Origin of the sequence: Billgrantia campisalis, assembly GCF_022341425.1 — a bacterium.
Taxonomy (GTDB): Bacteria; Pseudomonadota; Gammaproteobacteria; order Pseudomonadales; family Halomonadaceae; genus Halomonas; species Halomonas campisalis.
Map to the genome: position 1 here is coordinate 59817 of NZ_JABFUC010000006.1, position 23292 is coordinate 83108.

The 23292-nt window shown below is 68.2% G+C and carries 25 protein-coding genes; 23 read left to right on the forward strand and 2 right to left on the reverse strand.

Annotated elements, in window-relative coordinates:
- Window positions 1–10 precede the first annotated feature (10 nt).
- Window positions 11–661, forward strand: a complete 651-nt coding sequence (locus HOP52_RS08740) for an HAD family hydrolase (protein ID WP_238976992.1) — start codon at window positions 11–13, stop codon at window positions 659–661.
- A gap of 70 nt (window positions 662–731) precedes the next feature.
- Window positions 732–1814, forward strand: a complete 1083-nt coding sequence (gene sppA, locus HOP52_RS08745) for a signal peptide peptidase SppA (RefSeq protein ID WP_238976993.1) — start codon at window positions 732–734, stop codon at window positions 1812–1814.
- 14 nt (window positions 1815–1828) lie between these two features.
- Here sppA and HOP52_RS08750 read toward each other — a convergent pair whose 3' ends face one another.
- On the reverse strand, window positions 1829–2413 hold the full coding sequence (locus tag HOP52_RS08750) for a Maf family protein (protein ID WP_238976994.1): 585 nt from the start codon (window positions 2411–2413) through the stop codon (window positions 1829–1831).
- A 142-nt stretch (window positions 2414–2555) separates the two neighbouring features.
- On the opposite strand from HOP52_RS08750, the gene HOP52_RS08755 reads away from it, so the two are divergent.
- The 18 genes from HOP52_RS08755 to HOP52_RS08840 all read left to right on the forward strand — a co-directional run bounded on the left by HOP52_RS08755 (window position 2556) and on the right by HOP52_RS08840 (window position 18510).
- On the forward strand, window positions 2556–3083 hold the full coding sequence (locus HOP52_RS08755; protein WP_238976995.1) for a YceD family protein: 528 nt from the start codon (window positions 2556–2558) through the stop codon (window positions 3081–3083).
- A 32-nt stretch (window positions 3084–3115) separates the two neighbouring features.
- Window positions 3116–3286 (forward strand): 50S ribosomal protein L32, encoded by a 171-nt coding sequence (gene rpmF, locus HOP52_RS08760; RefSeq protein WP_021820795.1) that lies wholly within the window; start codon window positions 3116–3118, stop codon window positions 3284–3286.
- A 36-nt stretch (window positions 3287–3322) separates the two neighbouring features.
- A complete protein-coding gene (gene plsX / locus HOP52_RS08765) occupies window positions 3323–4387 on the forward strand; it encodes a phosphate acyltransferase PlsX (RefSeq protein ID WP_238976996.1) in 1065 nt (354 codons plus the stop codon).
- A 1-nt stretch (window position 4388) separates the two neighbouring features.
- Window positions 4389–5342, forward strand: coding sequence for an ACP S-malonyltransferase (gene fabD, locus HOP52_RS08770; RefSeq protein WP_238976997.1), 954 nt, complete (start codon window positions 4389–4391; stop codon window positions 5340–5342).
- Between the two features lie 49 nt (window positions 5343–5391).
- A complete protein-coding gene (gene fabG / locus HOP52_RS08775) occupies window positions 5392–6135 on the forward strand; it encodes a 3-oxoacyl-ACP reductase FabG (protein ID WP_238976998.1) in 744 nt (247 codons plus the stop codon).
- Window positions 6136–6258: 123 nt separating this feature from the next.
- Entirely contained in the window at window positions 6259–6492 is a 234-nt protein-coding gene (gene acpP, locus HOP52_RS08780) for an acyl carrier protein (RefSeq protein ID WP_008956801.1), read from the forward strand.
- Window positions 6493–6678: 186 nt separating this feature from the next.
- The gene (gene fabF / locus HOP52_RS08785; RefSeq protein WP_422677701.1) at window positions 6679–7917 is read left to right on the forward strand and encodes a beta-ketoacyl-ACP synthase II; all 1239 of its coding nucleotides are present in this window, start codon (window positions 6679–6681) and stop codon (window positions 7915–7917) included.
- Window positions 7917–8744 (forward strand): aminodeoxychorismate lyase, encoded by an 828-nt coding sequence (gene pabC, locus HOP52_RS08790; protein ID WP_238977000.1) that lies wholly within the window; start codon window positions 7917–7919, stop codon window positions 8742–8744. The genes fabF and pabC overlap by 1 nt, the downstream gene beginning before the upstream one ends.
- Before the next feature lie 12 nt (window positions 8745–8756).
- Complete coding sequence (gene mltG / locus HOP52_RS08795) at window positions 8757–9764, forward strand: endolytic transglycosylase MltG (RefSeq protein ID WP_238977001.1); 1008 nt, start codon at window positions 8757–8759, stop codon at window positions 9762–9764.
- Between the two features lie 10 nt (window positions 9765–9774).
- Complete coding sequence (gene tmk / locus HOP52_RS08800; protein WP_238977002.1) at window positions 9775–10428, forward strand: dTMP kinase; 654 nt, start codon at window positions 9775–9777, stop codon at window positions 10426–10428.
- Entirely contained in the window at window positions 10419–11435 is a 1017-nt protein-coding gene (locus HOP52_RS08805; RefSeq protein ID WP_238977003.1) for a DNA polymerase III subunit delta', read from the forward strand. Before tmk ends, HOP52_RS08805 begins: the two co-directional genes overlap by 10 nt.
- Window positions 11436–11461: 26 nt before the next feature.
- Window positions 11462–11797, forward strand: a complete 336-nt coding sequence (locus HOP52_RS08810) for a PilZ domain-containing protein (protein ID WP_238977004.1) — start codon at window positions 11462–11464, stop codon at window positions 11795–11797.
- Between the two features lie 49 nt (window positions 11798–11846).
- A complete protein-coding gene (locus HOP52_RS08815; RefSeq protein WP_238977005.1) occupies window positions 11847–12692 on the forward strand; it encodes a TatD family hydrolase in 846 nt (281 codons plus the stop codon).
- A gap of 35 nt (window positions 12693–12727) precedes the next feature.
- Complete coding sequence (locus HOP52_RS08820; RefSeq protein WP_238977006.1) at window positions 12728–13282, forward strand: DUF1285 domain-containing protein; 555 nt, start codon at window positions 12728–12730, stop codon at window positions 13280–13282.
- Window positions 13279–15495, forward strand: a complete 2217-nt coding sequence (locus HOP52_RS08825; RefSeq protein ID WP_238977007.1) for an ATP-dependent helicase — start codon at window positions 13279–13281, stop codon at window positions 15493–15495. The genes HOP52_RS08820 and HOP52_RS08825 overlap by 4 nt, the downstream gene beginning before the upstream one ends.
- A 32-nt stretch (window positions 15496–15527) precedes the next feature.
- Window positions 15528–16361, forward strand: a complete 834-nt coding sequence (locus HOP52_RS08830; protein ID WP_238977008.1) for a sulfurtransferase — start codon at window positions 15528–15530, stop codon at window positions 16359–16361.
- A gap of 54 nt (window positions 16362–16415) precedes the next feature.
- Window positions 16416–17375 carry a Gfo/Idh/MocA family oxidoreductase gene (locus HOP52_RS08835; RefSeq protein WP_238977009.1) on the forward strand — a complete coding sequence of 320 codons (960 nt, stop codon included), beginning with the start codon at window positions 16416–16418 and terminating at the stop codon, window positions 17373–17375.
- Window positions 17376–17388: 13 nt separating this feature from the next.
- Window positions 17389–18510 (forward strand): DegT/DnrJ/EryC1/StrS family aminotransferase, encoded by a 1122-nt coding sequence (locus tag HOP52_RS08840; protein ID WP_238977010.1) that lies wholly within the window; start codon window positions 17389–17391, stop codon window positions 18508–18510.
- Window positions 18511–18557: 47 nt separating this feature from the next.
- On the opposite strand, the gene HOP52_RS08845 is transcribed toward HOP52_RS08840, so the two are convergent.
- Window positions 18558–20243, reverse strand: coding sequence for an electron transfer flavoprotein-ubiquinone oxidoreductase (locus HOP52_RS08845; RefSeq protein WP_238977011.1), 1686 nt, complete (start codon window positions 20241–20243; stop codon window positions 18558–18560).
- Window positions 20244–20606: 363 nt separating this feature from the next.
- Here HOP52_RS08845 and HOP52_RS08850 point away from each other — a divergent pair, with 363 nt between their 5' ends.
- From HOP52_RS08850 to HOP52_RS08860, 3 genes are all read left to right on the forward strand, one after another.
- Window positions 20607–21359, forward strand: a complete 753-nt coding sequence (locus HOP52_RS08850; protein WP_238977012.1) for an electron transfer flavoprotein subunit beta/FixA family protein — start codon at window positions 20607–20609, stop codon at window positions 21357–21359.
- A complete protein-coding gene (locus tag HOP52_RS08855; protein WP_238977013.1) occupies window positions 21356–22282 on the forward strand; it encodes an electron transfer flavoprotein subunit alpha/FixB family protein in 927 nt (308 codons plus the stop codon). The genes HOP52_RS08850 and HOP52_RS08855 overlap by 4 nt, the downstream gene beginning before the upstream one ends.
- Window positions 22283–22494: 212 nt before the next feature.
- A complete protein-coding gene (locus tag HOP52_RS08860) occupies window positions 22495–23106 on the forward strand; it encodes a superoxide dismutase (RefSeq protein WP_238977014.1) in 612 nt (203 codons plus the stop codon).
- Window positions 23107–23292 lie beyond the last annotated feature (186 nt).

The window sequence follows — 23292 nt, forward strand, 5'->3', positions numbered from 1 at the left end:
CGGAGCCCTGATGCGCTATCGATTGATGATCTTCGACTGGGACGGCACCCTGATGGATTCCGCCGCCCGTATCGTCTCCAGCATGCAGGCGGCGTCCCGTGAGGCCGGCTGGGGAGAGCTGGCCGACGAGGCGGTGCGCGATATCATCGGCCTGGGTCTGCCCGAGGCCATTGAGCGCCTGTGCCCTGGCATTGACCCGGAGCGGGCGGAGCTGCTGCGCAGCCGCTATGCCTTCCATTTCGTGCAGGGCGACACCACGCCCATGCGCTTCTTTCCCGGGGTAGAGGCCGGCGTGGCACGGCTGCGCGAGCGTCATGATCGGCGCCTGGCGGTGGCCACCGGCAAGAGTCGCCGCGGGCTGGATCGGGTGTTCCGTGAGAGCGACAGCGGCGGCTGGTTCCATGCCAGCCGCACTGCCGACGAGACCCGCTCGAAACCGCATCCGCAGATGCTCGAAGAGCTGCTTGCCGAACTTGGCGTCGCCGTCGGCGAGTCGGTCATGGTTGGCGATACCGAATACGACCTGGAGATGGCGCGTGCCCTGGGGATGGATCGGGTCGCGGTGACCTGGGGAGTGCATGCGCCCCAGCGGCTTGCCGCGAGTCGCCCGGTGTTCACCGCCGGCGAGGTGGAGGAGCTGTTCGACTGGCTCGATCGCTGAGCCAGCTCGCGAAAGCAGATCAGAAAAGCAGGTCAGATGAGTCGGTCGGCAATAGGAGTGCACCAAGCCCATGAGCGATGATGACAAGCGCGATGACCGCTGGACCCAGGGGCCGGAGCTGGGCCCCGAAGAGGCCAGGGAAGCGAAGCAGGCCGCTAAGCAGGCGCCGCCGCCCGAGCCGGAGAGCGCCGAGACCCTGCGCGAGCGCCAGCGCCTGGCCCAGCAGCAGATGCTGGATCGCTGGATCGACGGTGTGCTGGTCGAGCAGCGCCGCACCCGCCGCTGGAAGCTGTTCTTCCGCTTCTTCTTCGCCCTGCTGATCCTGGCCTTGCTGGCCACCACGCTCTACGGCATCTTCGGCACCCAGGTTTCCCGTGAGCCCGAGCGCGAGCACCTGGGGGTGGTCAAGGTGCGCGGGGTGATCGATGGGGAGTCGCCGGCCAGCGCCGAGCGCATCATCGAGGGGGTCAGGCGAGCCTGGGAGGCCGATCGCGCCGCGGCGGTGGTGCTGCATATCGATAGCCCCGGCGGCAGCCCGGTGCAGTCCCAGCGCATCTATGACGAGCTGATCAGGCTGCGCGAGCAGGGTGACAAGCCGATCATTGCGGTGATCGAGGACGTCGGCGCCAGTGGCGCCTACTACATTGCCGCCGCGGCCGACGAGATCGTCGCCGCGCCGGCCAGCCTGGTCGGCTCCATCGGGGTGGTCTTCGCCAGTTTCGGCTTCGAGGAAGCCATCGAGCGGCTGGGCGTGGAGCGCCGCGTCTACGCCGCCGGAGACAACAAGGCGTTCCTCGATCCCTTCTCCTCGGTGGCCCCGGAGCAGCGGCAATTCTGGCAGTCGGTCCTCGACACCACCCACCGCCAGTTCATCGAGGCAGTGCGCGATGGGCGAGGGGATCGTCTGGCCGAGGACGACCGACTCTATTCCGGGCTGGTGTGGAGCGGCGAGCAGGCCCTTGAGCTGGGGCTGGTGGACGGCATCGACACGCTCCACGGCATCTCGCGTGAGCGCCTGGGCGAGGTGCGCCTGCACGATTACACGCCGCGCCTCGATCCCTTCGAGCGCCTCAGTCGCCGATTCGGTCGGGTTGCGGCGGAGTGGCTGGGGGTGCCCTCGAGCGGCTCGCCGGTGCGCTATCAGTTGAACTGACAGCGCCTTGCGCCTTACGGAGCCAGCGGGTCCAGCCCCGCTTCGCGCAGCAGGGCGCACAGGCGGATCAGCGGCAGGCCGATCAGCGTATTGGGGTCATCGCCCTCGAGCTTGTCGAACAGGGCGATGCCCAGTCCCTCCATGCGGAAGCTGCCGGCGCTGTCCAGCGGCTGCTCGCGCTCGACGTAGCGGGCAATCTCGCCCTCGCCGAGCCGCCGGAATACCACATCGTAGCGCTCGTGGCCGACCCAGTGGCGGTTGGCGCGGGTATCCACCAGTGCCAGGCCGGTGAGGAAGCGAACCCGCTGTCCCGAGAAGCGCGCCAGGTTGGCACGGGCGGTGGCCGCATCGCCCGGCTTGCCGAGGATCTCGCCGTCGAACAGGGCCACCTGGTCGGAGCCGATGATCAGGTGCTCGGGGTGGTCGGCGGCGACGCGGTTGGCCTTGGCCAGCGCCAGGCGGTGTACCAGCGCCTCGGGCGATTCGCCCGGGCGTGGCGTCTCGTCGATGTCGGGGCTCGCCCAGGTATAGGGCAGGCCCAGGCGGTCGAGCAGCTGGCGTCGCCAGCGTGAGCCGGAAGCGAGGACGAGTCGGGGCATGCGGTGCTCCTTGTGGTGGTCGCTGTGATTAGCCTGTGTTCAGCCTGTGGGTGGGGCCGTCGTGACCCTTGGTGCCGCCATTGTAACCCGCCGTGACGGCGGCTTTGACAGGGGCGGGGGGAGTGCCTATCATTGCGCGCCTATGTTGACTTCACGACTTCCCCAACGGGTCGAGCCGTACAAGCTCGCCGCCCGCGCCGAGCGCCTCGAAGGCCTGATGGCGCTCGACCAGTTCGAGCGCCTGGCTGAGCATGTCGGCGCTCAGGTCGGCGATTGCCGGGTGTGGCTGACGTTCGCCATCGACGCCCAGGGGCGCCGCGAGATTCGCGGTCGCCTGGAGGCCGAGCTGCAGCTGCCCTGTCGGCGCTGCCTCGAGCCCTTGTTCCAGCGCGTCGAGAGCGACTTCCTGCTGGGAATGGTCACCAGCGATGCGCTGGCGGCCGAGCTGCCGAGCACCCACGAGCCGGTGCTGGTGGAAAACGAACAGCTGAACCTGCTGGTGGTGGTCGAGGATGAGCTCATTCTCAGCCTGCCCCAGGTGGTTTACCACGACGAGGCCCAGTGTCGGGTTTCGCGCGACCAGCTGAGCAGCGGTGAGGAGGCCGAGTCCTCGGAGCCGACTCCCGCAAGTCCCTTCGAGGTGCTGCGCCGCCTCAAGGGCAAAAACTGACCTATCCTCGATTCACTCTGGAGTGACACCTCATGGCAGTTCAACAGAATCGCAAGACCCGTTCCAAGCGCGGCATGCGTCGTAGCCACGACGCCCTGAGCGCCCCGACCCTGTCCCAGGACAAGGAAACCGGTACCACTCACCTGCGCCACCACGTCTCTCCCGACGGCTTCTATCGTGGCCGCAAGGTCGTCGACGCCTAAGCTCGGCACTTTGCCGAAGCGGCCCGGTGCCTGAGCGTGCGGATTGCCGTCGATGCCATGGGTGGCGACGCCGGTCCACGCGCGGCGGTTCAGGGTTCAGCCGTCGCGGTGCAGGCATGGCCGGGACTGGAAGTCGATCTGTTCGGCCCGCGTTCCCTGCTGGAAATCGAGCTTGAGAGTCTGCCGCGGCACCTTGCCGCGGCAGGTTCGCATCTGGCCGTCCATCACGCGGCCGATGTGATCCGTCAGGATCAGCGGCCCTCCGATGCGCTGCGTCGCGGCGAGCGGAGCAGCATGGCGCAGATGCTCGGGCACCTGGCCGGCAAGCATGCCGTGGCCGGGGTCAGCTCGGGCAATACCGGCGCCCTGATGGCGCTGGCCCGCCGCGAGCTGGGCATGGTGGCGGATATTCCGCGTCCAGCGATCAGCACCGCCATTCCCGTGCGCGGCGAAGGGCTCTGCTATCTGCTGGACCTGGGGGCCAACGTCGATGTCGGCGCCGAACGGCTGGTCGACTTCGCCCGCATGGGCGATGTGATGGCGCGGCATGTGGACGGCCTGGAGGCTCCCCGGGTAGCGCTGCTCAACGTGGGCAGCGAGGGGACCAAGGGCAGTGCCAGCGTCCGCGAGGCCGATGCCTGGCTGCGCGAGCTGCCGGGGCTTCGCTACTGTGGGTTCGTCGAGGGCGATGGTATCTTCGCCGGTGCCGCGGACGTGGTGGTTTGCGATGGCTTCGTCGGCAACGCGGTGCTGAAGGCCAGCGAGGGGCTGGCACGGATGCTGATCGAGCGCGTACAGACCACCTTCGAGGCGCACTGGAGCAGCCGCCTGGTGGGGCTGCTGGCCCGGCCGGCGCTGCGGCGCCTGAAGGGGGAGTTGGACCCGGTGCGCTACAATGGCGCCAGCCTGCTGGGGCTGGCCGGCATCGTGATCAAGAGCCACGGCGGGGCGGATGCCACCGGCTTTTCCTACGCGGTGCTACGGGCCGCACGCGAGGTCAGCCAGGATCTCCCGTCACGACTGGCCCAGGAGCTCGGGGCCAGGCCGCGACGGCAGGCAAGACCAGGCAGGACAGCACTCAACAAGAGTAAAGGTGAATGACATGACTCAACCCCTTGCCCTCGTATTTCCCGGGCAGGGCTCCCAGCAGATTGGCATGCTGCGTGAGCTGGCCGAGCGCTACAGCGTGGTGCGTACCACCTTCGAGGAGGCTGCCGACGCCCTGGGCTATGACCTCTGGCAGGTCGTCCAGGAGGGGCCCGAGGAGGCGCTCAACGCCACCGCCTGCACCCAGCCGGCGCTGCTGACCGCCAGCGTGGCGATCTGGCGCGTCTGGCAGGAGCTGGAGGGCCCCCGGCCCGGCGCCATGGCGGGGCATAGCCTGGGCGAGTACAGCGCCATGGTGTGTGCCGGAGTGCTGGGCTTCGCCGACGGGGTGCGCCTGGTGAAACTGCGCGGCGAGGCCATGCAGCAGGCGGTGCCGAAGGGGCAGGGGGCCATGGCGGCGATTCTGGGTCTCGACGATGCAGTGGTGGAAAAGGTCTGCGCCGACACTGCCCAGGATGAAGTGGTCTCTGCCGTCAACTATAATGCGCCGGGCCAGGTGGTGATCGCCGGCAGCAAGGCAGCCGTGGAGCGTGCCGTGGCGGCCTGTCAGGAGGCCGGCGCCAAGCGGGCCATGCCGCTGCCGGTCTCGGTGCCCTCGCACTGCGCGCTGATGCGTCCTGCCGCCGAGCGGCTCGAGGCGGCCATGGCCGCGCTCGACATGCGGTCGCCGCGCTACACGGTCTACCAGAACGTCGACGCCCAGCCCCATGCCGACGTAGAGACTCTGCGCACCCGCCTGGTGGAGCAGCTCTATCAGCCGGTGCGCTGGACCTCCTGCGTGGAGGCGATGGCCGCAAACGGCGCCGAGGTGTTCATCGAGTGTGGCCCGGGCAAGGTGCTCACCGGGCTTGGCAAGCGGATTGCCCGCGGCACCAAGGGGTTGGCGGTCAATGACCCCGACAGCCTTGAGGCTGCCCTGGAGCTGGCTCGCGAGAAGGCCGGTCAGTGAGTCGCCGGGGGCGACCCCTCTTCAAACAGCATGCATATCGGGAACAGCTATGACGAGCGAACGCAGAATCGCCCTGGTGACAGGCGCCAGTCGCGGCATCGGTCGCGCCATCGCCCATGAACTGGGCCGCCAGGGACGGGTGGTGATCGGTACGGCCACCACCGAAGCCGGCGCCGCAAGGATCGACGAGGACCTGCGTGCCAGCGGCATCGAGGGGGCCGGGCGTGCCCTGGATGTGACGGATCAGGCCAGCGTGGACGCGCTGGTCAAGGCGGTCAGCGAGGAGTTCGGCGCCCCGACCATTCTGGTCAACAATGCCGGTATCACCCGCGACAACCTGCTGATGCGGATGAAGGAAGAGGAGTGGGATTCGGTACTCGACACCAATCTGAAGTCGGTCTATCGCGTCACCAAGACCTGTCTGCGCGGCATGACCCGGGCCCGCTTCGGGCGCATCGTCAACATCAGCTCGGTGGTGGCCACCATGGGCAACCTGGGGCAGAGCAACTATGCTGCCGCCAAGGCCGGCATGGAGGGCTTCACCCGGGCGCTGGCCCGCGAGGTGGCGACACGTGCGATCACCGTCAACTCGGTGGCGCCGGGTTTCATCGCCACCGACATGACCCGGTCGCTGCCCGAGGAGCAGCACAAGGCGCTGCTGACCCAGATTCCGCTGTCGCGGCTGGGCGAGCCCGAGGAAATCGCGGCCGCCGTCGGCTTTCTGACCGGCGAGAGCGCCGGCTACATTACCGGCGAGACCCTGCAGGTCAACGGCGGCATGAACATGCGTTGAAGCCCTTGTTTGTCGGCGGTTGCGCCGACAGGGGGGCGTCTATAAACTACCCCGCAGCTTGAGGTTGCGGACCACCCGGCTGGTCATCAGAACGGCTAACGTGAACGACTGGAGTACGTCATAATGAGCACCATCGAAGAGCGCGTGAAGAAGGTTGTGGCCGAGCGCCTGAACGTCAAGGAAGAGGACATCCAGAATAGCTCCTCCTTCACCGAGGACCTGGGCGCTGATTCCCTGGACACTGTCGAGCTGGTCATGGCGCTCGAAGAGGAATTCGATACCGAGATTCCCGATGAAGAAGCCGAGAAGATCACTACCGTTCAGGAAGCCATTGACTACGTCAACGCCCATCAGTAAAGGCGTGGCAGTTGCTGCTTGCTGAGCGAGAGGCCCTGCTACAGGGCCGTGGAAAGCCGTCCTGACGCCAGGGCGGCTTTTTCGCTTTGTGGGCTGCGACTGCCCCATACGGGGCGATGTTCGTTATAATGCGCGCAACGGCGGCCCAGCAAACGGGTCGTGTCACCAAGGTTGTCTGGAGGAGTGCTGATGGCTCGTAGAGTTGTGGTGACCGGGCTGGGTCTGGTTACGCCGGTGGGCAACACCGTCAAGGAAAGCTGGGCCAATATCCTGGCCGGCAAAAGCGGCATTGCCCCAATCGAGCATTTCGATGCCAGCGGCTTCAATACCCGCTTCGGGGGGTCGGTCAAGGGCTTCGATATCAGCCCTTACCTCAACCCCAAAGAGGCCCGCAAGATGGATCTGTTCATTCAGTATGGCGTGGCGGCGGGCGCCCAGGCCATCAGTGATGCCGGCATCGAATGCACCGAGGAAAATGCCGAGCGCATCGGTGTGGCGATCGGCTCCGGGATCGGCGGGTTGCCGATGATCGAGCATAACCACAATGCGCTGAACAAGGGCGGGGCGCGGCGCGTCTCGCCGTTCTTCGTGCCCGGCTCGATCATCAACATGATTTCCGGCAACCTGGCGATCCTGCACGGTTTCCGCGGACCCAATATCGCCATCACCACGGCCTGCACCACCGGCACCCACAATATCGGCTACAGCGCCCGCACCATCGCCTATGGCGATGCCGACGTGATGCTCTGTGGCGGTGCCGAGATGGCCACCACGCCGCTGGGCCTCGGCGGTTTCTCCGCCGCCCGGGCGCTGTCGACCCGCAACGAGGCACCGGAGGCGGCCAGCCGTCCCTGGGACCGCGACCGCGACGGCTTCGTGCTCTCCGACGGCGCCGGCGTGCTGGTGCTGGAGGAGTATGAGCATGCCAAGGCCCGGGGCGCGACCATCTATGCCGAGCTGGCCGGCTTCGGCATGAGCGATGACGCCTTCCACATGACCGCGCCGCCGGTCGACGGCAGCGGCGCGGCGCTCTCCATGCGCAATGCCGTTCGCGATGCCGGTATCGAGGCATCGGCCATCGACTACATCAACGCTCACGGCACCTCCACACCGGCCGGCGACCTGGCTGAGAGCCGCGCCGTCCAGGCGGTGATGGGCGAGGCGGCCAAGTCGGTGGCGGTCAGCTCCACCAAGTCGATGATCGGCCACCTGCTGGGCGCCGCCGGCGCCGTGGAAGCGGTGTTCTCGGTGCTCGCCATCCGCGACCAGGTGGCACCGCCGACCATCAACCTGGACAATCCCCAGGAGGGCTGTGAACTCGACTACGTGCCGCATACCGCCCGTGACATGAAGGTCGAGGTGGCACTTTCCAACTCCTTCGGTTTCGGCGGCACCAACGGCACCCTGGTCTTCACCAAGGTGTGATGAGCGAGTCGCGGCTGCCGGAAGAGGGCGCGGTACCCCTGGACGACCGCGGCCTGGCCTATGGCGACGGCCTGTTCGAGACCGTGCTGGTGCGCGACGGTGAGGCGCTGCTGTGGGAGGCCCACCTGGCCCGCCTCGCCCGGGGCTGCCGAGCGCTGGGGCTGCCGATGCCCGCGCGGGATCGGCTGGACAGCCTGCCCGGACAGGCGGGTGAGGGCCTGCGGGTCCTCAAGCTGATCCTGACCCGCGGCAGCGGCGGGCGTGGCTACCTGCCGCCGGCGGAGCCGTCACCGCGGCTGCGCTGGCAGGCCGCGCCCTTCAGCCCGCAGCCGCATCGCTGGCGAGCGGGGGTGCGGGTTCGGCTATGCCGGCTGCGCCTCGGCCTCCAGCCCGCCCTGGCCGGGCTCAAGCACCTCAACCGCCTCGAGAATGTCCTCGCCCGCCAAGAGTGGCAGGACCCCGAGGTGGCCGAGGGGCTGCTGTGCGACAGCGACGGCTGGCTGGTGGAGGCCACCTGCATGAACCTGTTCTGGCGGCGGGACGGGCGGCTGGAAACCCCGCGTCTCGACCGCTGCGGCGTGGCCGGCACGCTGCGCGCCGCCCTGCTCGAGGCGCTGCCCATCGCCGAGGTGGACGCGGGCCCCGAGGTGCTGCTCGACGCCGAGGCGGCCTGGCTGGGCAATTCGCTGCAGGGGGTCTGGCCGCTGGCCCGGCTCGACGACGCCCGGGGCAGCGAACTCAAGCGCTGGGCACCGGGGGAGGCGCACCGCTCCCTGCAGGCCGAAGCGCATAGGCTGCTGGGTTATTCGCCCAGCATGGCAAGTTAACGAGGACAACGCATGCTGCGTCTAGTCAAGATCCTGACGGTGCTGGTCGTGGTGGCCGGTGTGGCGGCCTTCGCCGGCTACCGCTACTGGGAAAGCCGCCTGCAGGCGCCGATCGCGGTAGAGGAGGAGACCCTCTACGAAGTGCCGCGCGGCGCCGGCTACAACCGGGTCGTGGCGGATCTGGCGAAGCGCGAGATCATTCGCGACGACTGGGCGTTTCGCCTGCTGACCCGCATCGAGCCCGAGTCGATCCCCCGGCTTCGCGCCGGCGAGTACATGCTCGAGCCCGGGATGAGCGGGCGCGACTTGATCGCCCTGCTGGGCAGCGACCGGGTGGTCACCTACCCGCTGACGATTCCCGAGGGCTGGACCTTTCGCCAGATGCGGGCCGCGCTGGACGCGGCGCCCAAGCTCGAGAGCCGCACGGCGGGCCTGGATGACGACGAGGTGATGGCGCTGCTGGGGCGCGAGGGGGAGCATCCCGAGGGCTGGTTCTTCCCCGACACCTATCGCTACCACAAGGGCATGAGCGACCTGGAGATCCTCCAGCAGGCGCTATCGCGCATGGAGCGCATCCTCGAGGAGGTGTGGGAAGGGCGCAGCGACGATCTGACCATCGACACTCCCTATGAGGCGCTGATCATGGCCTCGCTGATCGAGCGCGAGACCGGCGCTCCGGAGGAGCGGCGCGAGATCGCCGGCGTCTTCAAGCGGCGCATGGAGCAGGGCATGCGCCTGCAGACCGACCCCACGGTGATCTACGGCATGGGCGAGCGCTATGATGGCCGCATCACCCGCGCCGACCTGCGCGAAGCGACGCCCTACAACACCTACGTGATCGATGGCATGCCGCCCACCCCGATCGCCATGCCGGGGCGCGCCTCGCTGGAGGCGGCGGTCGACCCGCTGCCGGGCGAGACGCTCTACTTCGTCTCCCGCGGCGACGGCACCCATCATTTTTCGCGGACCCTGCGCGAGCACAACAATGCCGTGAACCGGTATATCCGCAATCGCCAGTAAGGAGACGCAGATGGCCGAGCGCGGACGCTTTATCACCCTGGAAGGCGGCGAGGGGGTCGGTAAGTCCACCAATCTGGAGCGGGTCGCCGAATGGCTGGAAGCGCGGGGTCTCGAGGTGGTGCGTACCCGCGAGCCCGGCGGCACGCCCCGCGCCGAGGCGATCCGCGGGCTGCTGCTCGACCCCGCCCAGGATGAGCCGCTGGCCGACGACGCCGAACTGCTGCTGATCTTCGCCGCCCGGGCCCAGCACCTGGCCGAGCGTATCCGCCCGGCCCTGGCGCGGGGCGCCTGGGTGCTGTGCGACCGCTTCACCGATGCCACCTTCGCCTACCAGGGCGGGGGACGCGGCATCGAGGCGGCGCGGATCGCCGAGCTGGAAGCCTTCGTACAGCAGGGCCTCGCCCCCGACCTGACGCTGCTGCTGGACATGCCGGTGGCCGCCGCCCAGCGGCGACTGGAGGGCCGCCTGACCACCAGCGGCGGCGTTCGCGACCGCTTCGAGCAGGAGCGGCGGGACTTCTTCGAGGCGGTGCGCCGGGCCTACCTGGCCCGGGCCGAGGCCGACCCCGAGCGTATCGCCGTGATCGATGCCGATGCGCCGCTTGCCAGCGTCCAGGCGCGCCTCGAGGCCTGTCTCGAGCAGCGGGTGACGCCATGGCTGTAGCCACACCCGATGCGCCGTCCCCTGAGCTGCCAGGCCCGCTGCCCTGGCAGCGGCCGCTGTGGCAGCGGTTCCTGAGCCTGAGCGGCAGCGGCCGGCTGCCCCATGCGCTGTTGCTCTCCGGTCCCCACGGAGTCGGCAAGCAGCAGTTCGCCGAGGCGCTGATCGCCCGTCTGCTGTGCCTTGCCCCGGGGGAGGTCGCCTGCGGGCAGTGCCACGCCTGTCGCATGCTGGCCGCCGGCTACCATCCGGATCTGCTGCGGGTCTCGCCGGAAGAGGGCAAGCGCCAGATTCGCATCGACCCGATTCGCGGGGTCAACGCCTTCGTCGCCCAGACCGCCCAGCAGGGCGGCCACCGGGTGATCGTCATCGCCCCGGCGGAGGCCATGAACGTGGCGGCCGCCAACGCCCTGCTCAAGAGTCTGGAAGAGCCGGGCGAGAAGACCCAGTTCGTGCTGCTGGCCGATGTACCCTCGCGCCTGCTGGCGACCATCCGCTCCCGCTGCCAGCACTGGAGCCTGCCGCAGCCCCAGGCCGAGCCCAGCCTCGGCTGGCTGGCCGAGCGGCTGGGCGGCGAGGAGGAGGCGCGTTTCTGGTGGCGGGTCTCGGGCGGTCTGCCGCTGCTGGCCACCGAGCTGGCCGCTCCGCCGGCGCGGGCCCTGCGCCAGCAGCTTCACGAGACCTTCGACGCCCTGGTGCGCGGCGCCGAGCCGGTGGCCGAGGCGGCGCGACTGGATCGCCAGTCCACCGAGGCGATCCTGTGGTACGGTATCGCCTGGCTGGAGGACCTGATCCGCCTGGGGCTGTCCGGCGACGGCGAACGGGTACGCAACGCCGACCTGTTACCCCTCTACCGGCAGGCGGTCAAGAACGCCCGGGTGCGCGACTGGTTCCGCCTGCTGGACTATGCGCGCGAACAGCGCCGGCTGCTGGCTGCCGGCGGCAACCCCAATCCCCAGCTGGTCCTCGAGGCCTGGCTGGTTCGCTGGTCCGCTCTGCTGCGTTCCTGACGCCGGAGTGACGGGAGGAGAACGCCATGGCTGCACAGAAAGCGTTGTCGCTGACCATCCAGGACGAGCAGACCCTGCTCTCCGCCTATATGCCGCTACTGGAGCGGGGCGGTATCTTCGTGCCCACCCGCGAACGCTATGAGCTGGGCCAGGAGGTGTACCTGCTGCTGACCCTACCCGGCGACCAGGAGCGGGTGCCGGTGACCGGCCAGGTGGTATGGGTTTCGCCGGATGGCGTGGCCGGCCGTCGGGTGCCGGGAATCGGCATCCACTTCAGCCCCGAGGATCAGGCGGTTCGCGACCGTATCGAAACCCTGCTGGCCGGCCAGCTGAACACCGGGACGCCGACCTACACCCTCTGAACGGCACCAGCCGCTTCCCCTGTCATTAACCCTTGAGCCCTGATTCTGCATGTTTGTCGATTCCCACTGCCATCTCGACCGCCTCGACCCCAGGACCCACGACGGGGATCTCGCCGCGACCCTCGCCGCCGCCCGTGAGCGCGGCGTGCACCAGTTCCTGGCCATCGCCGTGACCCTGGAGGAGCTCCCGGGGATCGCCGCCATCGCCCGCGCCCACCAGGACGTGGTGATCTCCGCCGGGGTGCACCCGCTGCATCGCGTGGCCGAGGAGCCGAGCGTCGAGTCGATCAAGGAGGCCGCCGAGCGCTTCGGGGTCGTGGCCATCGGCGAGTGCGGCCTCGACTACCATTACCTGGAGAAGTCGCCCCAGACGGTGCCGCCCCGGGAGGTGCAGCTCGAGCGCTTCCGCCGCCAGTTGATCGCCGCCACCGAGCTGGAACTGCCGGTCATCGTGCATACCCGCGAGGCCCGCGAGGAGACCCTGGCGCTGATCCGCGAGCACACCGACCCGGCCATCGGCGGTGTGCTGCACTGCTTCACCGAGGACCTGGACATGGCCCGGGAGGCGGTGCGTCACGGTTTCTTCATCTCGCTGTCGGGGATCGTCACCTTCCGCAACGCCGAGTCATTGCGCGAGGTGGCCCGGCGCGTGCCGCTGGATCGGCTGCTGATCGAGACCGACAGCCCCTACCTGGCACCGGTCCCCCACCGCGGCAAGCCCAATGAGCCGGCCTGGGTGGTGGAGGTGGCCGAATGCATCGCCGCCGAGCGGGACATCAGCGTCGATGAGGTGGCGATGCAGACCACCGCCAACTTCTATCGCCTGTTTCGTGCCGCCGCGCCGGAGGCCCCCGCCGAGGTGCGCGAGGCGCTGGCCCAGGCGGGCCTGGTATAGACTGATAGCAACGCGCCGTGTCGGAGACCGCCGCCATGAACCTGGACCTGCTGATCGAGCATGTTGACCCGACGGGCGAGATCCCCCCCGTGGACCGCTGGCACCCCGAGCGGGTGGGTGAGATGGACCTGGTAATCGAAGCCGACGGCCGCTGGGTCCACGAAGGGGGCGTGATCGCCCGGCCACGCCTGGTGCGGCTGCTGTCCACCATCCTGCGCCGTGACGACGACGGCCATGTCTATCTGGTCACCCCGGCCGAGAAGCAGCGCATTCGCGTCATCGACCACCCCTTCGTGGTCGTGGATGCCGAACCGGATGCGCATGGCCGCTGGTGGTTGACTACCAATGTCGGTGACCGCCTGAGCCTGGACGGCGAGCATCGCCTGCGGGTTACCGAGACCCCCGAGGGTGTGCCGGTGCCCGAGGTGCCGGTGCGCTTCGGGCTCGCCGCGCGGCTGGGGCGCAATGTCTACTATCGGCTGATCGAGGCCGCCGAGCAGCGCCGGGGCGATGACGGCCGCCTCGCGCTGGGGCTGATCAGCGCCGGGGTCTGGCAGCCGCTCGGCGAGCTGCCCGCCGAGGCATCGTGAGGCTCACCGCCGAGCAGCGGGCCGTGGTCGAGCATGGCGACGGCCATGCCCGGGTCGCCGCGGTGGCCGGCTCCGGCAAGACCACCACCCTGGTGGCGCGGGTGCTGCAGCTGCTCGAGCGGGGCGTGCCGGCGGCGCGCATCCTGGTGCTGATGTTCAACCGCTCGGCCCGCGAGGACTTCCAGGCCCGGCTGGCCGCGCTGGCGCCGCCCGGCCAGCGGCTGCCCGACGTGCGCACCTTCCATTCGCTTGGGCATCGCCTGACCGGGAGCCTGACGCGCTGGGGAGCGCTGTCGCCGCGCCGGCTGCTGTCGGCCGACTGGCAGGTGGAGCGCCTGCTGCGCCAGGCCTCCCTGGAGGTGCTGGGTGATGACCCGGAGCGCCGCGAGAACGCCCTGGAAGCCGACACCCTCGATGCCCTGGCCCACTTCTGTGGCCTGGTGAAGGCCGAGATGGCGTCGCCGGCGGCACTCTATCAGCGCCTCGATTTCGCCGAGGAGACACGCCACTTCGTGGACGCCTTCCAGCGCCTCGAGGAGCTGCTTGCCGAGCACGGCCTGATGACCTATTCGGACCTGCTCTATCGCCCGCTGCGCGCCCTGGAGGCCGACCCCGCACTGACCGGCCGCGTGCAGGGCTTTCTCGACCAAGTGATCATCGACGAGTATCAGGACATCAATCAGGCCCAGCTGCGCCTGCTGGCCACCCTGGCCGGACGCGACGCCGCGGTGATGGCGGTGGGCGATGCCAATCAGTGCATCTACGAGTGGCGCGGCGCCCATCCCGACACCATGCGCGAGCACTTCTCCGCCACCTTCGGTCCGGCCACCGACTACCCGCTCTCCACCACCTTTCGCCACGGTCATGCCCTGGCGTTGGCGGCCAACCACGCCATCGCGGCCAACCGTCGTCGGCCCGACCAGCTGTGTCTGGCGGCCCCCGGTACCCCCTTCACCTCGCTGGCGGTGGACCGCGGCCCCGGGGCGCTGCTCGCCGAGCTGGCCGCCTGGCAGCGGGCGGGGCGGCATCTCGACGAGGTCTGCCTGCTGGTGCGCAGCTGGGCGCTGTCGGTGGTGTTTCAGCTGCAGCTGCTGCAGGCCGGCATTCCTTTTCGTCTCTCGCGGGAGGATCGCTTCGTATTCCGACTGCCGCTGGTGCAGGCCCTGGCCGGCTACCTGCGCCTGGCGCTGAGCCCCGGGCTGCTGCGCGACCCGGCGCTGCTGCAGCGGCTGCTGGAACAGCCGACCCCTTTCGTGGCCCGTGAACGCCTGGCGGCCCTGGCCCGGCGGCTGGCCGATACCCAGACCTTCCCCGAGCGCCATGACCCCCTGCTGGCGGGCCTCAAGCCGATCCAGCGGCGCAACCTGTCGCGTCGCTGGGCGCTGCTCTGCGAGCTGCCGCGGCTGGCGGGCTGGTCGCCGGTACGGCTGCTGACCCACGTGGTCGACAGCCTGGACGCCGAGAAGGTGCTCAAGCGGGCCGCCGCCCGTCGCGAGAAGGGGGAGGAGGACGTGCGCCTGCTCGATGTGCTGGTCGAGCAGGCCGCTGAACTCAGCGATATCGAGGCCTTCATCGAACTGCTGGAGCGCCCGGTGGAGAACCATGCCGACGGGGTACTGATCACCACCGTGCACGGCGCCAAGGGGCTGGAGTGGCCGCTGGTGGCCCTGGGGGGCGTCAATGAGGAGGATTTCCCCCACTACGGCCGTGACAACCCGCTGACCGCCGACCGGCTCGAGGAGGAGCGAAGGCTGTTCTACGTGGCCATCACTCGTGCCCGCGAGCGCCTGCTGATCCTGCACGACGGCGGCGAGCACCGTCCGAGCCGCTTTATCGGCGAGACGGCCTGGCAGGACTGTCTGCGGGTGGCGGCGCGCCTGGACGGGGAGGGCGATCCCCAGGCGCCGCTGGCGGTGGGTGCGCCAGCCCGGGTCGCCGGCTACCTGCAGGCGCTGGGCCGCGAGCTGCCGCTCAGGCCGCTGGTGGCCGAGGCGGCGCCCGGGGCCGTCGGGGAGGCGCCACTCGAGGAGTACCGCCCCGGCCAGCGCCTGCGCCATGCGGTATTTGGCGAAGGTGAGGTCGCCGTGGTGGAGGGGGACCCGGCCGACCCGGTGATCGAGGTGTGCTTCCGGCAGTCCGGTCGCCGGCGCCTGCTGGCGAAGCGCGCCCCCATTGAGCGGCTGAGTGACGCCCCCTCGCCAGTAAAGCCCTGAGCCGGGCAATTCTTGTGAAGAGGAGAGTGACGATGTCGCAAGTGCTGATGAGCGCGGCGCAGCTGGCCGAGGCCCTGCGGAGCGCGCGTCCGCCCCGGGTGCTGGACTGTCGGGCGCGGCTCGGCGAGCCGGATGCCGGACGGCGGCTGTGGCAGGCCGGGCATGTGCCCGGCAGCCTGCACCTGGACCTGGATCGCGACCTGGCCGGTGCGCCGGGGGAGGGCGGACGCCACCCGCTGCCGACTCGCGAGGCGTTCACTGCCGTGCTACAGCGTCTCGGCATTACTCCCGAGCTTCCGGTGGTGGTCTATGACGACATGGGCGGCCAGCTGGCCGCAGCCCGAGCCTGGTGGATGCTGGCCTGCTGGGCCGGGCATCCCGATGTGCGGGTGCTGGACGGTGGCCTGCGTGCCTGGCAGGCGCATGGCGGCGAGCTGCCGCTAGGGAGCAAGAACACTACTGCGCCCAGCGCCTGGCGGCCGCGCTTCGCCGAGACCGCTTGGGTCGATGCCGATCGGGTCTTTTCCGGGCGCGAGCTGAAAGTCGATGCCCGCAGCCCCGAGCGTTTTCGCGGCGAGGTCGAGCCCATCGATCCGGTGGCGGGACATATTCCCGGCGCCCGCTGTCGGCCCAGCGCCGCCAACCTGGATGAGGATGGCCGCTTCAAGTCGCCGGCTACGCTGGATGCCGAACTGCCGGAGGCGGCGGAGATCATCGCCTACTGCGGCTCCGGGGTCACCGCCTGCCATAACATCCTGGCCTATGCCGTCGCCGGTCGCCCCCTGCCGCGCCTTTATCCCGGCTCCTGGAGCGAGTGGATTCGCGACCCGGCGCGCCCAGTGGCGCGCGGCGACCAAGCGAAGTAGGCTTGACCCCTTATTACGAGGATGACAACCCCGCAACGGCCAAGGGAGAGGGACATGAATTTCGCGCTGATCGGCGCCGCCGGCTATATTGCGCCGCGTCATATGCAGGCCATCAAGGAGACCGGCCACTCGCTGGTAGCGGCCTATGACATCAACGACTCGGTGGGCATCATCGACTCCATCTCGACCAACTGCGCTTTTTTCACCGAATTCGAGTATTTCCTCGAACACGCCTGGCGGCTGCGGCGCAAGGGCGAGGGGGCGCTGGACTACATGGTGGTCTGTTCCCCCAACCACCTGCACAGCGCCCATATCGTCGCCGGCCTGCAGCTGGGCTGCGACGTGATCTGCGAGAAGCCGTTGGTGCCCACGTCCGAACAGCTCGACGAGCTGCGCCTGGTGGAGCAGGAGACCGGTCGCCAGGTCTACAGCATCATGCAGCTGCGCCATCATCCGGCGATCCATGAGCTGCGCGACAAGGTGATCGCCGAGCAGCGCGACACCAAGTATGAGGTCGAGCTCACCTATATCACCGCTCGTGGCCCCTGGTACCTGGCCAGTTGGAAGGGGGACCCCCGCAAGTCGTTCGGGGTGGTGGCCGAGATCGGCATCCACTTCTTCGACATGCTGCATCAGATCTTCGGCGAGCTCGAACACCAGGTGCTGCACTACAGCGACGACCACAAGGCCGCCGGCTACCTGGAGTACGAGAAGGCGCGGGTGCGCTGGTTCCTGTCTATCGATGAGCAGGACCTGCCGGATTCGGTGCGCGGGCGCCAGTCGACCTATCGCAGCATCACCTGCGATGAGGAGCAGTTCGAGTTCTCCACCGGTTTCACCGACCTGCACACCGTCAGCTATCGCGAGATCCTGTCGGGGCGTGGCTTCGATATCGACACCGTGCGCCACTGCCTGGAAACCGTGACGGCGATTCGTGCGGCCACGCCCGAGTCACCGCGCCGGGGCGAGGGGCACCCGCGGATGCTGGAACTCGGCCTGGCAACCAGTGTATAGGGAGGCGAGACCCATGCAGTTCATCGACCTGGCCGCCCAGCAGGCGCGCATCAAGCCGCAGCTCGATGCGGCCATTGCCCGAGTGCTGGCCCACGGCCGCTACGTCCTGGGTCCCGAGGTGGAGGCGCTCGAGCAGCGCCTGGCCGACTATGTCGGCGTGGCTCACTGCATCGGCTGTGCCAACGGCACCGATGCATTGCAGATCGCCCTGATGGCGCTCGATATCGGCCCGGGCGACGAGGTAATCGTGCCCGGCTTCACCTTCGTCGCCTCGGCGGAGAGCGTGGCGCTGGTTGGCGCCAGGCCCGTCTACGTGGACATCGATCCGCACACCTACCTGCTCGACCCGGCGCTGCTGGAGGCGGCCATTACGCCGCGCACGCGGGCCATCATGCCGGTGTCGATGTTCGGGCAGTGCGCCGACATGGCGGCCATTGGCGAGGTGGCCAGCCGCCACGGCCTGGCGGTGGTGGAAGACGCCGCCCAGAGTTTCGGCGCCACCCAGCACGGCTGGCGCTCGGGCAGCCTGAGCCGAGTCGCGACCACCAGCTTTTTTCCCAGCAAGCCCCTGGGAGCCTACGGAGACGGCGGCGCCCTGTTCACCGACGACCCCGAGCTGGCCGAGGCAATTCGCCTGGTGGCACGGCACGGCGAGGCGAAGCGCTACCACCACGTGCGCCTGGGCATGAACAGCCGGCTGGACACCCTGCAGGCCGCCGTGCTGCTGGCCAAGCTGGATCTCTTCGACGAGGAGGTGGCGCTGCGCCAGGCGGCGGCCCAGCGCTACGACCGGCTGCTCGGGCAGGCGGGGATCGCCGCCGCGCCAGTGCTCGCCCCCGGCAACACCAGCGTCTATGCCCAGTACAGCATTCGCGTGGCGAACCGCGAGGCGGTGCAGCAGCGGCTTGCCGAGGCCGGCATTCCCACCGCCGTGCACTACCCGGTGCCGCTCAACCGCCAGCCGGCGCTGGCGGAACCGGACAGCCGGCTACCGGTGACCGATGCCGTCTGCGAGGCGATCCTCAGCCTGCCCATGCACCCCTATCTGGAGGCCGAGCAGCAGGAGCGGGTGGTGGAGGCGCTGGCCGCGGCCCTGGCAGGTGAGGGGGAAGGTGGGGGGACAGGCGCCGCCTGAACAGGACGGGGCCTGCGGTTGCAGGCCCCGAGCTGGCGAGCGGGGTCTTACATATTGGGGTAGTTCGGCCCGCCGCCGCCCTCCGGCGCCACCCAGGTGATGTTCTGTGCCGGGTCCTTGATGTCACAGGTCTTGCAGTGCACGCAGTTCTGGAAGTTGATCTGGAACTGCGGCTTGCCCTCGTCGTCTTCCACGACCTCATAGACCCCCGCCGGGCAGTAGCGCTGGGCCGGTTCGGCGTATGTCGGCAGGTTGTCGCGGATCGGCAGCTCCGGGTCGGCCAGCTTCAGGTGGCAGGGCTGGTCCTCCTCGTGGTTGGTATTCGACAGGAACACCGAGGAGAGCTTGTCGAAGGAGAGCTTGCCGTCGGGCTTGGGATAGTCGATCTTCTCGAACTCGCTGGCCGGCTTGAGCGTTGCGTGGTCCGGGGTGGTGTCGTGGATGTTGGGCAGCTTGCCGCCCAGCAGCTGGTTGACGAAGTTGTAGGCCCCGCCGCCCACGGTGCCGTACTTGTGGATCGCCGGGCCGAAGCTGGCGCTCTCCTTGAGTTCGGCGTAGGCCCAGCTGGCCTCCCACTTCTCGGTAAAGGCGGTGAGCTCGGCGCCGCCCTCGTCACCGCCCCCCGTTTCGTCACGATCGCTCAGCGCCTCGAAGACCGCCTCGGCCGCCACCAGGCCGGACTTCATGGCGGTATGCAGGCCCTTGATCTTGGCGAAATTAAGGGTGCCGGCGTCGCAGCCGATCAGCAGGCCGCCGGGGAAGGTCATCTTGGGCAGGCAGTTGAGCCCGCCCTTGGTGATGGCCCGGGCGCCGTAGGCAACGCGCTTGGCGCCTTCCAGGTGTTGCTTGAGCACCGGATGGTGCTTCATGCGCTGGAATTCGTCGAAGGGCGAGAGCCACGGATTCTGATAGGAGAGATCCATGATCAGGCCCACTACCACCTGTTGGTTTTCGGCGTGGTAGAGGAACCAGCCGCCGTGGGTCTTCTTGTCCAGCGGCCAGCCGGAACCGTGCAGCACCAGGCCGGGCTCGTGCTTCTCGGCGGGGATGTCCCACAGCTCCTTCAGGCCGATGCCGTAGTGCTGCGGGTCCTTGCCCTCGTCGAGCTTGAACTGGTCGATCAGCCGCTTGCCCAGGTGGCCGCGGCAGCCCTCGGCGAAGAGGGTGTACTTGGCGCGCAGTTCCATGCCCGGCATATGGCCGTCCTTGGGCGTCCCATCGGCGGCCACGCCCATATCCCCGATCAGGATACCCTTGACCACGCCCTCCTCGACGATCGTCTCCTGGGCGGCAAAGCCGGGGAAGATCTCGACGCCGAGACTCTCGGCCTGCTCGGCCAGCCAGCGGCACAGGTTGCCGGCGCTGATCACGTAGCGTGTGAGATCGCCGCCGGTGTTGTGCATGGACTTGGGCACCAGGGCGTTGGGCAGCTTCTGGGCCTTTTCGGCATCCTTGAGCAGGTAGACCTCGTCGCGGGTCGCCGGCGTGGTCAGCGGGGCGCCACGCTCTTCCCAGTCGGGGAAGAGTTCGGCCAGGGCGCGGGGCTCGAAGACCGCCCCGGAGAGGATGTGGGCGCCCACTTCGGAGCCCTTCTCCACCACGCACACCGAGAGCTCCTGCTCGGCCTCACCCGCCTGCTGCATAAGGCGGCAGGCCGCCGACAGGCCCGCAGGCCCGGCACCGACGATGACCACGTCGAATTCCATCGAATCACGCTCTACTTGCTCTGACATCCGGTTGCTCCCCCTCGTCATCGACGCTATGGCGACGGTCTACCACCAACGTCGAAAGAATTTTAAACGGTCGTTTGCTTCTCGATATTCTCCATGATAGGCATAATAGACGACTCAGGTCACCCCTACGATGGGCAATGTGCGGTGGGAGCCGCCTGAAGCTCGACCGACCGGGATTGTTGCCGCGGGCCAGCTTGTGGCACATTGGAAGGGTTTTGGGCTGCGGCGCCTATCAAACGCTTGCATGAAACACATAAGGGCCTGTCAGCCGGTTCTAAGGAAACGCCGGCAAGCCCGGTGCGAACCGGGCGGATCGGCGCTCCCTAACCAGACGGTTCCTAGACTGAACCAAGCGAGGACACCATGAAAGTACTCGTCGCGGTCAAACGCGTCATCGACTACAACGTCAAGATCCGGGTCAAGCCGGACAACTCCGACGTCGACCTCACCAACGTCAAGATGGCCATGAACCCCTTCTGCGAGATCGCCGTGGAAGAGGCGGTGCGCCTGAAGGAAAAAGGCGTGGCCACCGAGATTGTCGCCGTGACCATCGGCCCCAAGGCCGCCCAGGAGCAGCTGCGCACCGCTCTGGCGCTGGGCGCCGACCGTGCCATTCATGTCGAGACCGACGAGCGTGTCGAGTCGCTGGGCGCCGCCAAGGCGCTGGCCAAGGTGGTCGAGGCCGAGCAGCCGGGTCTGGTGATCCTGGGCAAGCAGGCCATCGACACCGACAACAACCAGACCGGCCAGATGCTCGCTGCCCTGACCGGCCTGCCCCAGGGCACCTTTGCCTCCGAGGTGGTGATCGAGAATGACAAGGCTCAGGTGACTCGCGAGATCGACGGCGGCCTGCAGACCATCGAACTCACGCTGCCGGCCATCGTCACCACCGACCTGCGCCTCAACGAGCCGCGCTACGCCAAGCTGCCCGACATCATGAAGGCCAAGAAGAAGCCGATGGACGTCAAGAGCCCGTCCGACCTCGGCGTCGAGGTGGCCTCCAAGGTCAAGCTGCTCAAGGTCGAGCCGCCGGCCGAGCGCCAGGGTGGCATCAAGGTGGGCTCCGTGGACGAGCTCGTGGACAAACTCAAGAACGAAGCCAAGGTGATTTCATGAGCATTCTGGTACTCGCCGAACATCACGACGGCGCCCTGGCTGGCGCCACCGCTCACGTGGTCGCGGCGGCGCAGGCCATCGGCGGCGACATCGACGTCCTGGTGGCCGGCGAGAACGTCGCCGCCGTGGCCGAGGCCGCGGCCAAGCTCGACGGCGTGGCCAAGGTGCGCCTGGCCGACCACGCCGCCTACGCTCACCTGCTGGCCGAGCCCACCGCGGCGCTGATCGCGGAGTTGGCCGGCGACTACAGCCACGTGCTGGCGGCCGCTTCCACCACCGGCAAGAACGTGCTGCCCCGGGTGGCCGCGCTCAAGGACGTCTCGCAGATCTCCGAGATCATCGCCGTCGAGTCTCCGGACACTTTCAAGCGCCCGATCTACGCGGGCAACGCCATCGCCACCGTGCAGAGCGAGGACGCCCTCAAGGTGATCACCGTGCGCCCCACCGGTTTCGATGCGGTAGGCGAGGGCGGCTCCGCCAGCGTGGAAGCCGTCGAGTTCGTCGCCGACAACGCCCAGTCCACCTTCATCAAGGAGGAGCTGGCCCAGTCCGATCGTCCCGAGCTGGGGGCGGCCAAGGTGGTGATCTCCGGCGGCCGCGGCATGGGCAACGGAGAGAACTTCAAGCTGCTCGAGGGCATCGCCGACAAGCTGGGCGCGGCCATCGGTGCGTCGCGTGCCGCGGTGGACGCCGGCTTCGTGCCCAACGACATGCAGGTGGGCCAGACCGGCAAGATCGTCGCCCCGGAGCTCTACATCGCCGTGGGTATCTCGGGTGCCATCCAGCACCTGGCGGGCATGAAGGACTCCAAGGTGATCGTCGCGATCAACAAGGACGAGGAGGCGCCGATTTTCCAGGTCGCGGACTATGGCCTCGTCGCCGACTTGTTCGAGGCGCTGCCGGAACTCGAGCAGAAGCTCTAACAATCGACCCGGCGTCACCAACGACAGCGGGCCGGCCCTCACAGGGTCGGCCCGCTGTCGTTTGGCCGTGTGGCATTGGGTAGGGGAGGCATATTGCCGAAGGCTATATAAGTTGATAACGATTTCTATTAGCGTGACAATCGATGTTCTGCCATCCTTGGGAATGAAGTCGGGGGCAAGCCCCCTTTGCCACCCTTCATGGAGGAGTCACTATGCCGCATACACTGCCCGACCTTCCCTATGCTTTCGATGCGCTGGAGCCGTATATCGACGCCACGACCATGGAAATTCACCACGGCCGCCACCATCAGACCTATGTCAACAACCTCAACGGCGCCCTGGAGGGAACCGGCCTCGAGGAGATGCCGGTGGACGAGCTGCTCGCCAACCTCGACCGGGTGCCCGAGGATAAGCGCCAGGCGGTCATCAACAACGGTGGCGGCCACTCCAATCACTCCAAGTTCTGGCAGATGATGTCGCCGAAAGGCGGCGGCCAGCCCCAGGGCAAGGTGGCCCAGGCCATCGACAGCGAGCTGGGTGGCTTCGACGCCTTCAAGGATGCCTTCACCAAGGCGGCGTTGGGCCGCTTCGGCAGTGGCTGGGCCTGGCTCAGCGTCACCCCGGAAAAGACCCTGGTGGTGGAGAACACCCTCAACCAGGACAGCCCGCTGATGCACGGCAATACCCCGGTGCTGGGCCTGGATGTCTGGGAACATGCCTACTACCTGAAGTACCAGAACAAGCGCCCGGACTACGTGGCCGCCTTCTTCAATGTGATCAACTGGGATGACGTGGAGCGGCGCTACCAGGCCGCAGTCTCCTGATGGCGTAGGCCAATCCCATCTCGGCACTCGATATCGCCGCGGCCTAAGGGTCGCGGCGATATCGTTTGCGGGGACGAGCATTGGTGGGAACGGAGGGGGTGCCCAGCATGTCGCCGTCGCGGCCGGGTCCGACGAGTGAATGCCGCTGCGCCCGCTCTCTGGCAAGATAGGCGCTTCGAACGTCAA

Bases quoted from the DNA above. Each gene is read 5' to 3' on its own strand.
- HOP52_RS08830 (WP_238977008.1), top strand. From the start codon at position 15,528: ATGTCGCAAGTGCTGATGAGCGCGGCGCAGCTGGCCGAGGCCCTGCGG.
- HOP52_RS08755 (WP_238976995.1), top strand. From the start codon at position 2,556: ATGTTGACTTCACGACTTCCCCAACGGGTCGAGCCGTACAAGCTCGCC.
- pabC (WP_238977000.1), top strand. From the start codon at position 7,917: ATGAGCGAGTCGCGGCTGCCGGAAGAGGGCGCGGTACCCCTGGACGAC.
- HOP52_RS08835 (WP_238977009.1), top strand. From the start codon at position 16,416: ATGAATTTCGCGCTGATCGGCGCCGCCGGCTATATTGCGCCGCGTCAT.
- HOP52_RS08850 (WP_238977012.1), top strand. From the start codon at position 20,607: ATGAAAGTACTCGTCGCGGTCAAACGCGTCATCGACTACAACGTCAAG.
- HOP52_RS08820 (WP_238977006.1), top strand. From the start codon at position 12,728: ATGAACCTGGACCTGCTGATCGAGCATGTTGACCCGACGGGCGAGATC.
- rpmF (WP_021820795.1), top strand. From the start codon at position 3,116: ATGGCAGTTCAACAGAATCGCAAGACCCGTTCCAAGCGCGGCATGCGT.
- HOP52_RS08740 (WP_238976992.1), top strand. From the start codon at position 11: ATGCGCTATCGATTGATGATCTTCGACTGGGACGGCACCCTGATGGAT.
- acpP (WP_008956801.1), top strand. From the start codon at position 6,259: ATGAGCACCATCGAAGAGCGCGTGAAGAAGGTTGTGGCCGAGCGCCTG.
- mltG (WP_238977001.1), top strand. From the start codon at position 8,757: ATGCTGCGTCTAGTCAAGATCCTGACGGTGCTGGTCGTGGTGGCCGGT.
- HOP52_RS08855 (WP_238977013.1), top strand. From the start codon at position 21,356: ATGAGCATTCTGGTACTCGCCGAACATCACGACGGCGCCCTGGCTGGC.
- HOP52_RS08840 (WP_238977010.1), top strand. From the start codon at position 17,389: ATGCAGTTCATCGACCTGGCCGCCCAGCAGGCGCGCATCAAGCCGCAG.
- HOP52_RS08805 (WP_238977003.1), top strand. From the start codon at position 10,419: ATGGCTGTAGCCACACCCGATGCGCCGTCCCCTGAGCTGCCAGGCCCG.
- tmk (WP_238977002.1), top strand. From the start codon at position 9,775: ATGGCCGAGCGCGGACGCTTTATCACCCTGGAAGGCGGCGAGGGGGTC.
- HOP52_RS08815 (WP_238977005.1), top strand. From the start codon at position 11,847: ATGTTTGTCGATTCCCACTGCCATCTCGACCGCCTCGACCCCAGGACC.
- fabD (WP_238976997.1), top strand. From the start codon at position 4,389: ATGACTCAACCCCTTGCCCTCGTATTTCCCGGGCAGGGCTCCCAGCAG.
- HOP52_RS08750 (WP_238976994.1), bottom strand. From the start codon at position 2,413: ATGCCCCGACTCGTCCTCGCTTCCGGCTCACGCTGGCGACGCCAGCTG.
- sppA (WP_238976993.1), top strand. From the start codon at position 732: ATGAGCGATGATGACAAGCGCGATGACCGCTGGACCCAGGGGCCGGAG.
- HOP52_RS08810 (WP_238977004.1), top strand. From the start codon at position 11,462: ATGGCTGCACAGAAAGCGTTGTCGCTGACCATCCAGGACGAGCAGACC.
- fabG (WP_238976998.1), top strand. From the start codon at position 5,392: ATGACGAGCGAACGCAGAATCGCCCTGGTGACAGGCGCCAGTCGCGGC.
- HOP52_RS08845 (WP_238977011.1), bottom strand. From the start codon at position 20,243: ATGTCAGAGCAAGTAGAGCGTGATTCGATGGAATTCGACGTGGTCATC.
- HOP52_RS08860 (WP_238977014.1), top strand. From the start codon at position 22,495: ATGCCGCATACACTGCCCGACCTTCCCTATGCTTTCGATGCGCTGGAG.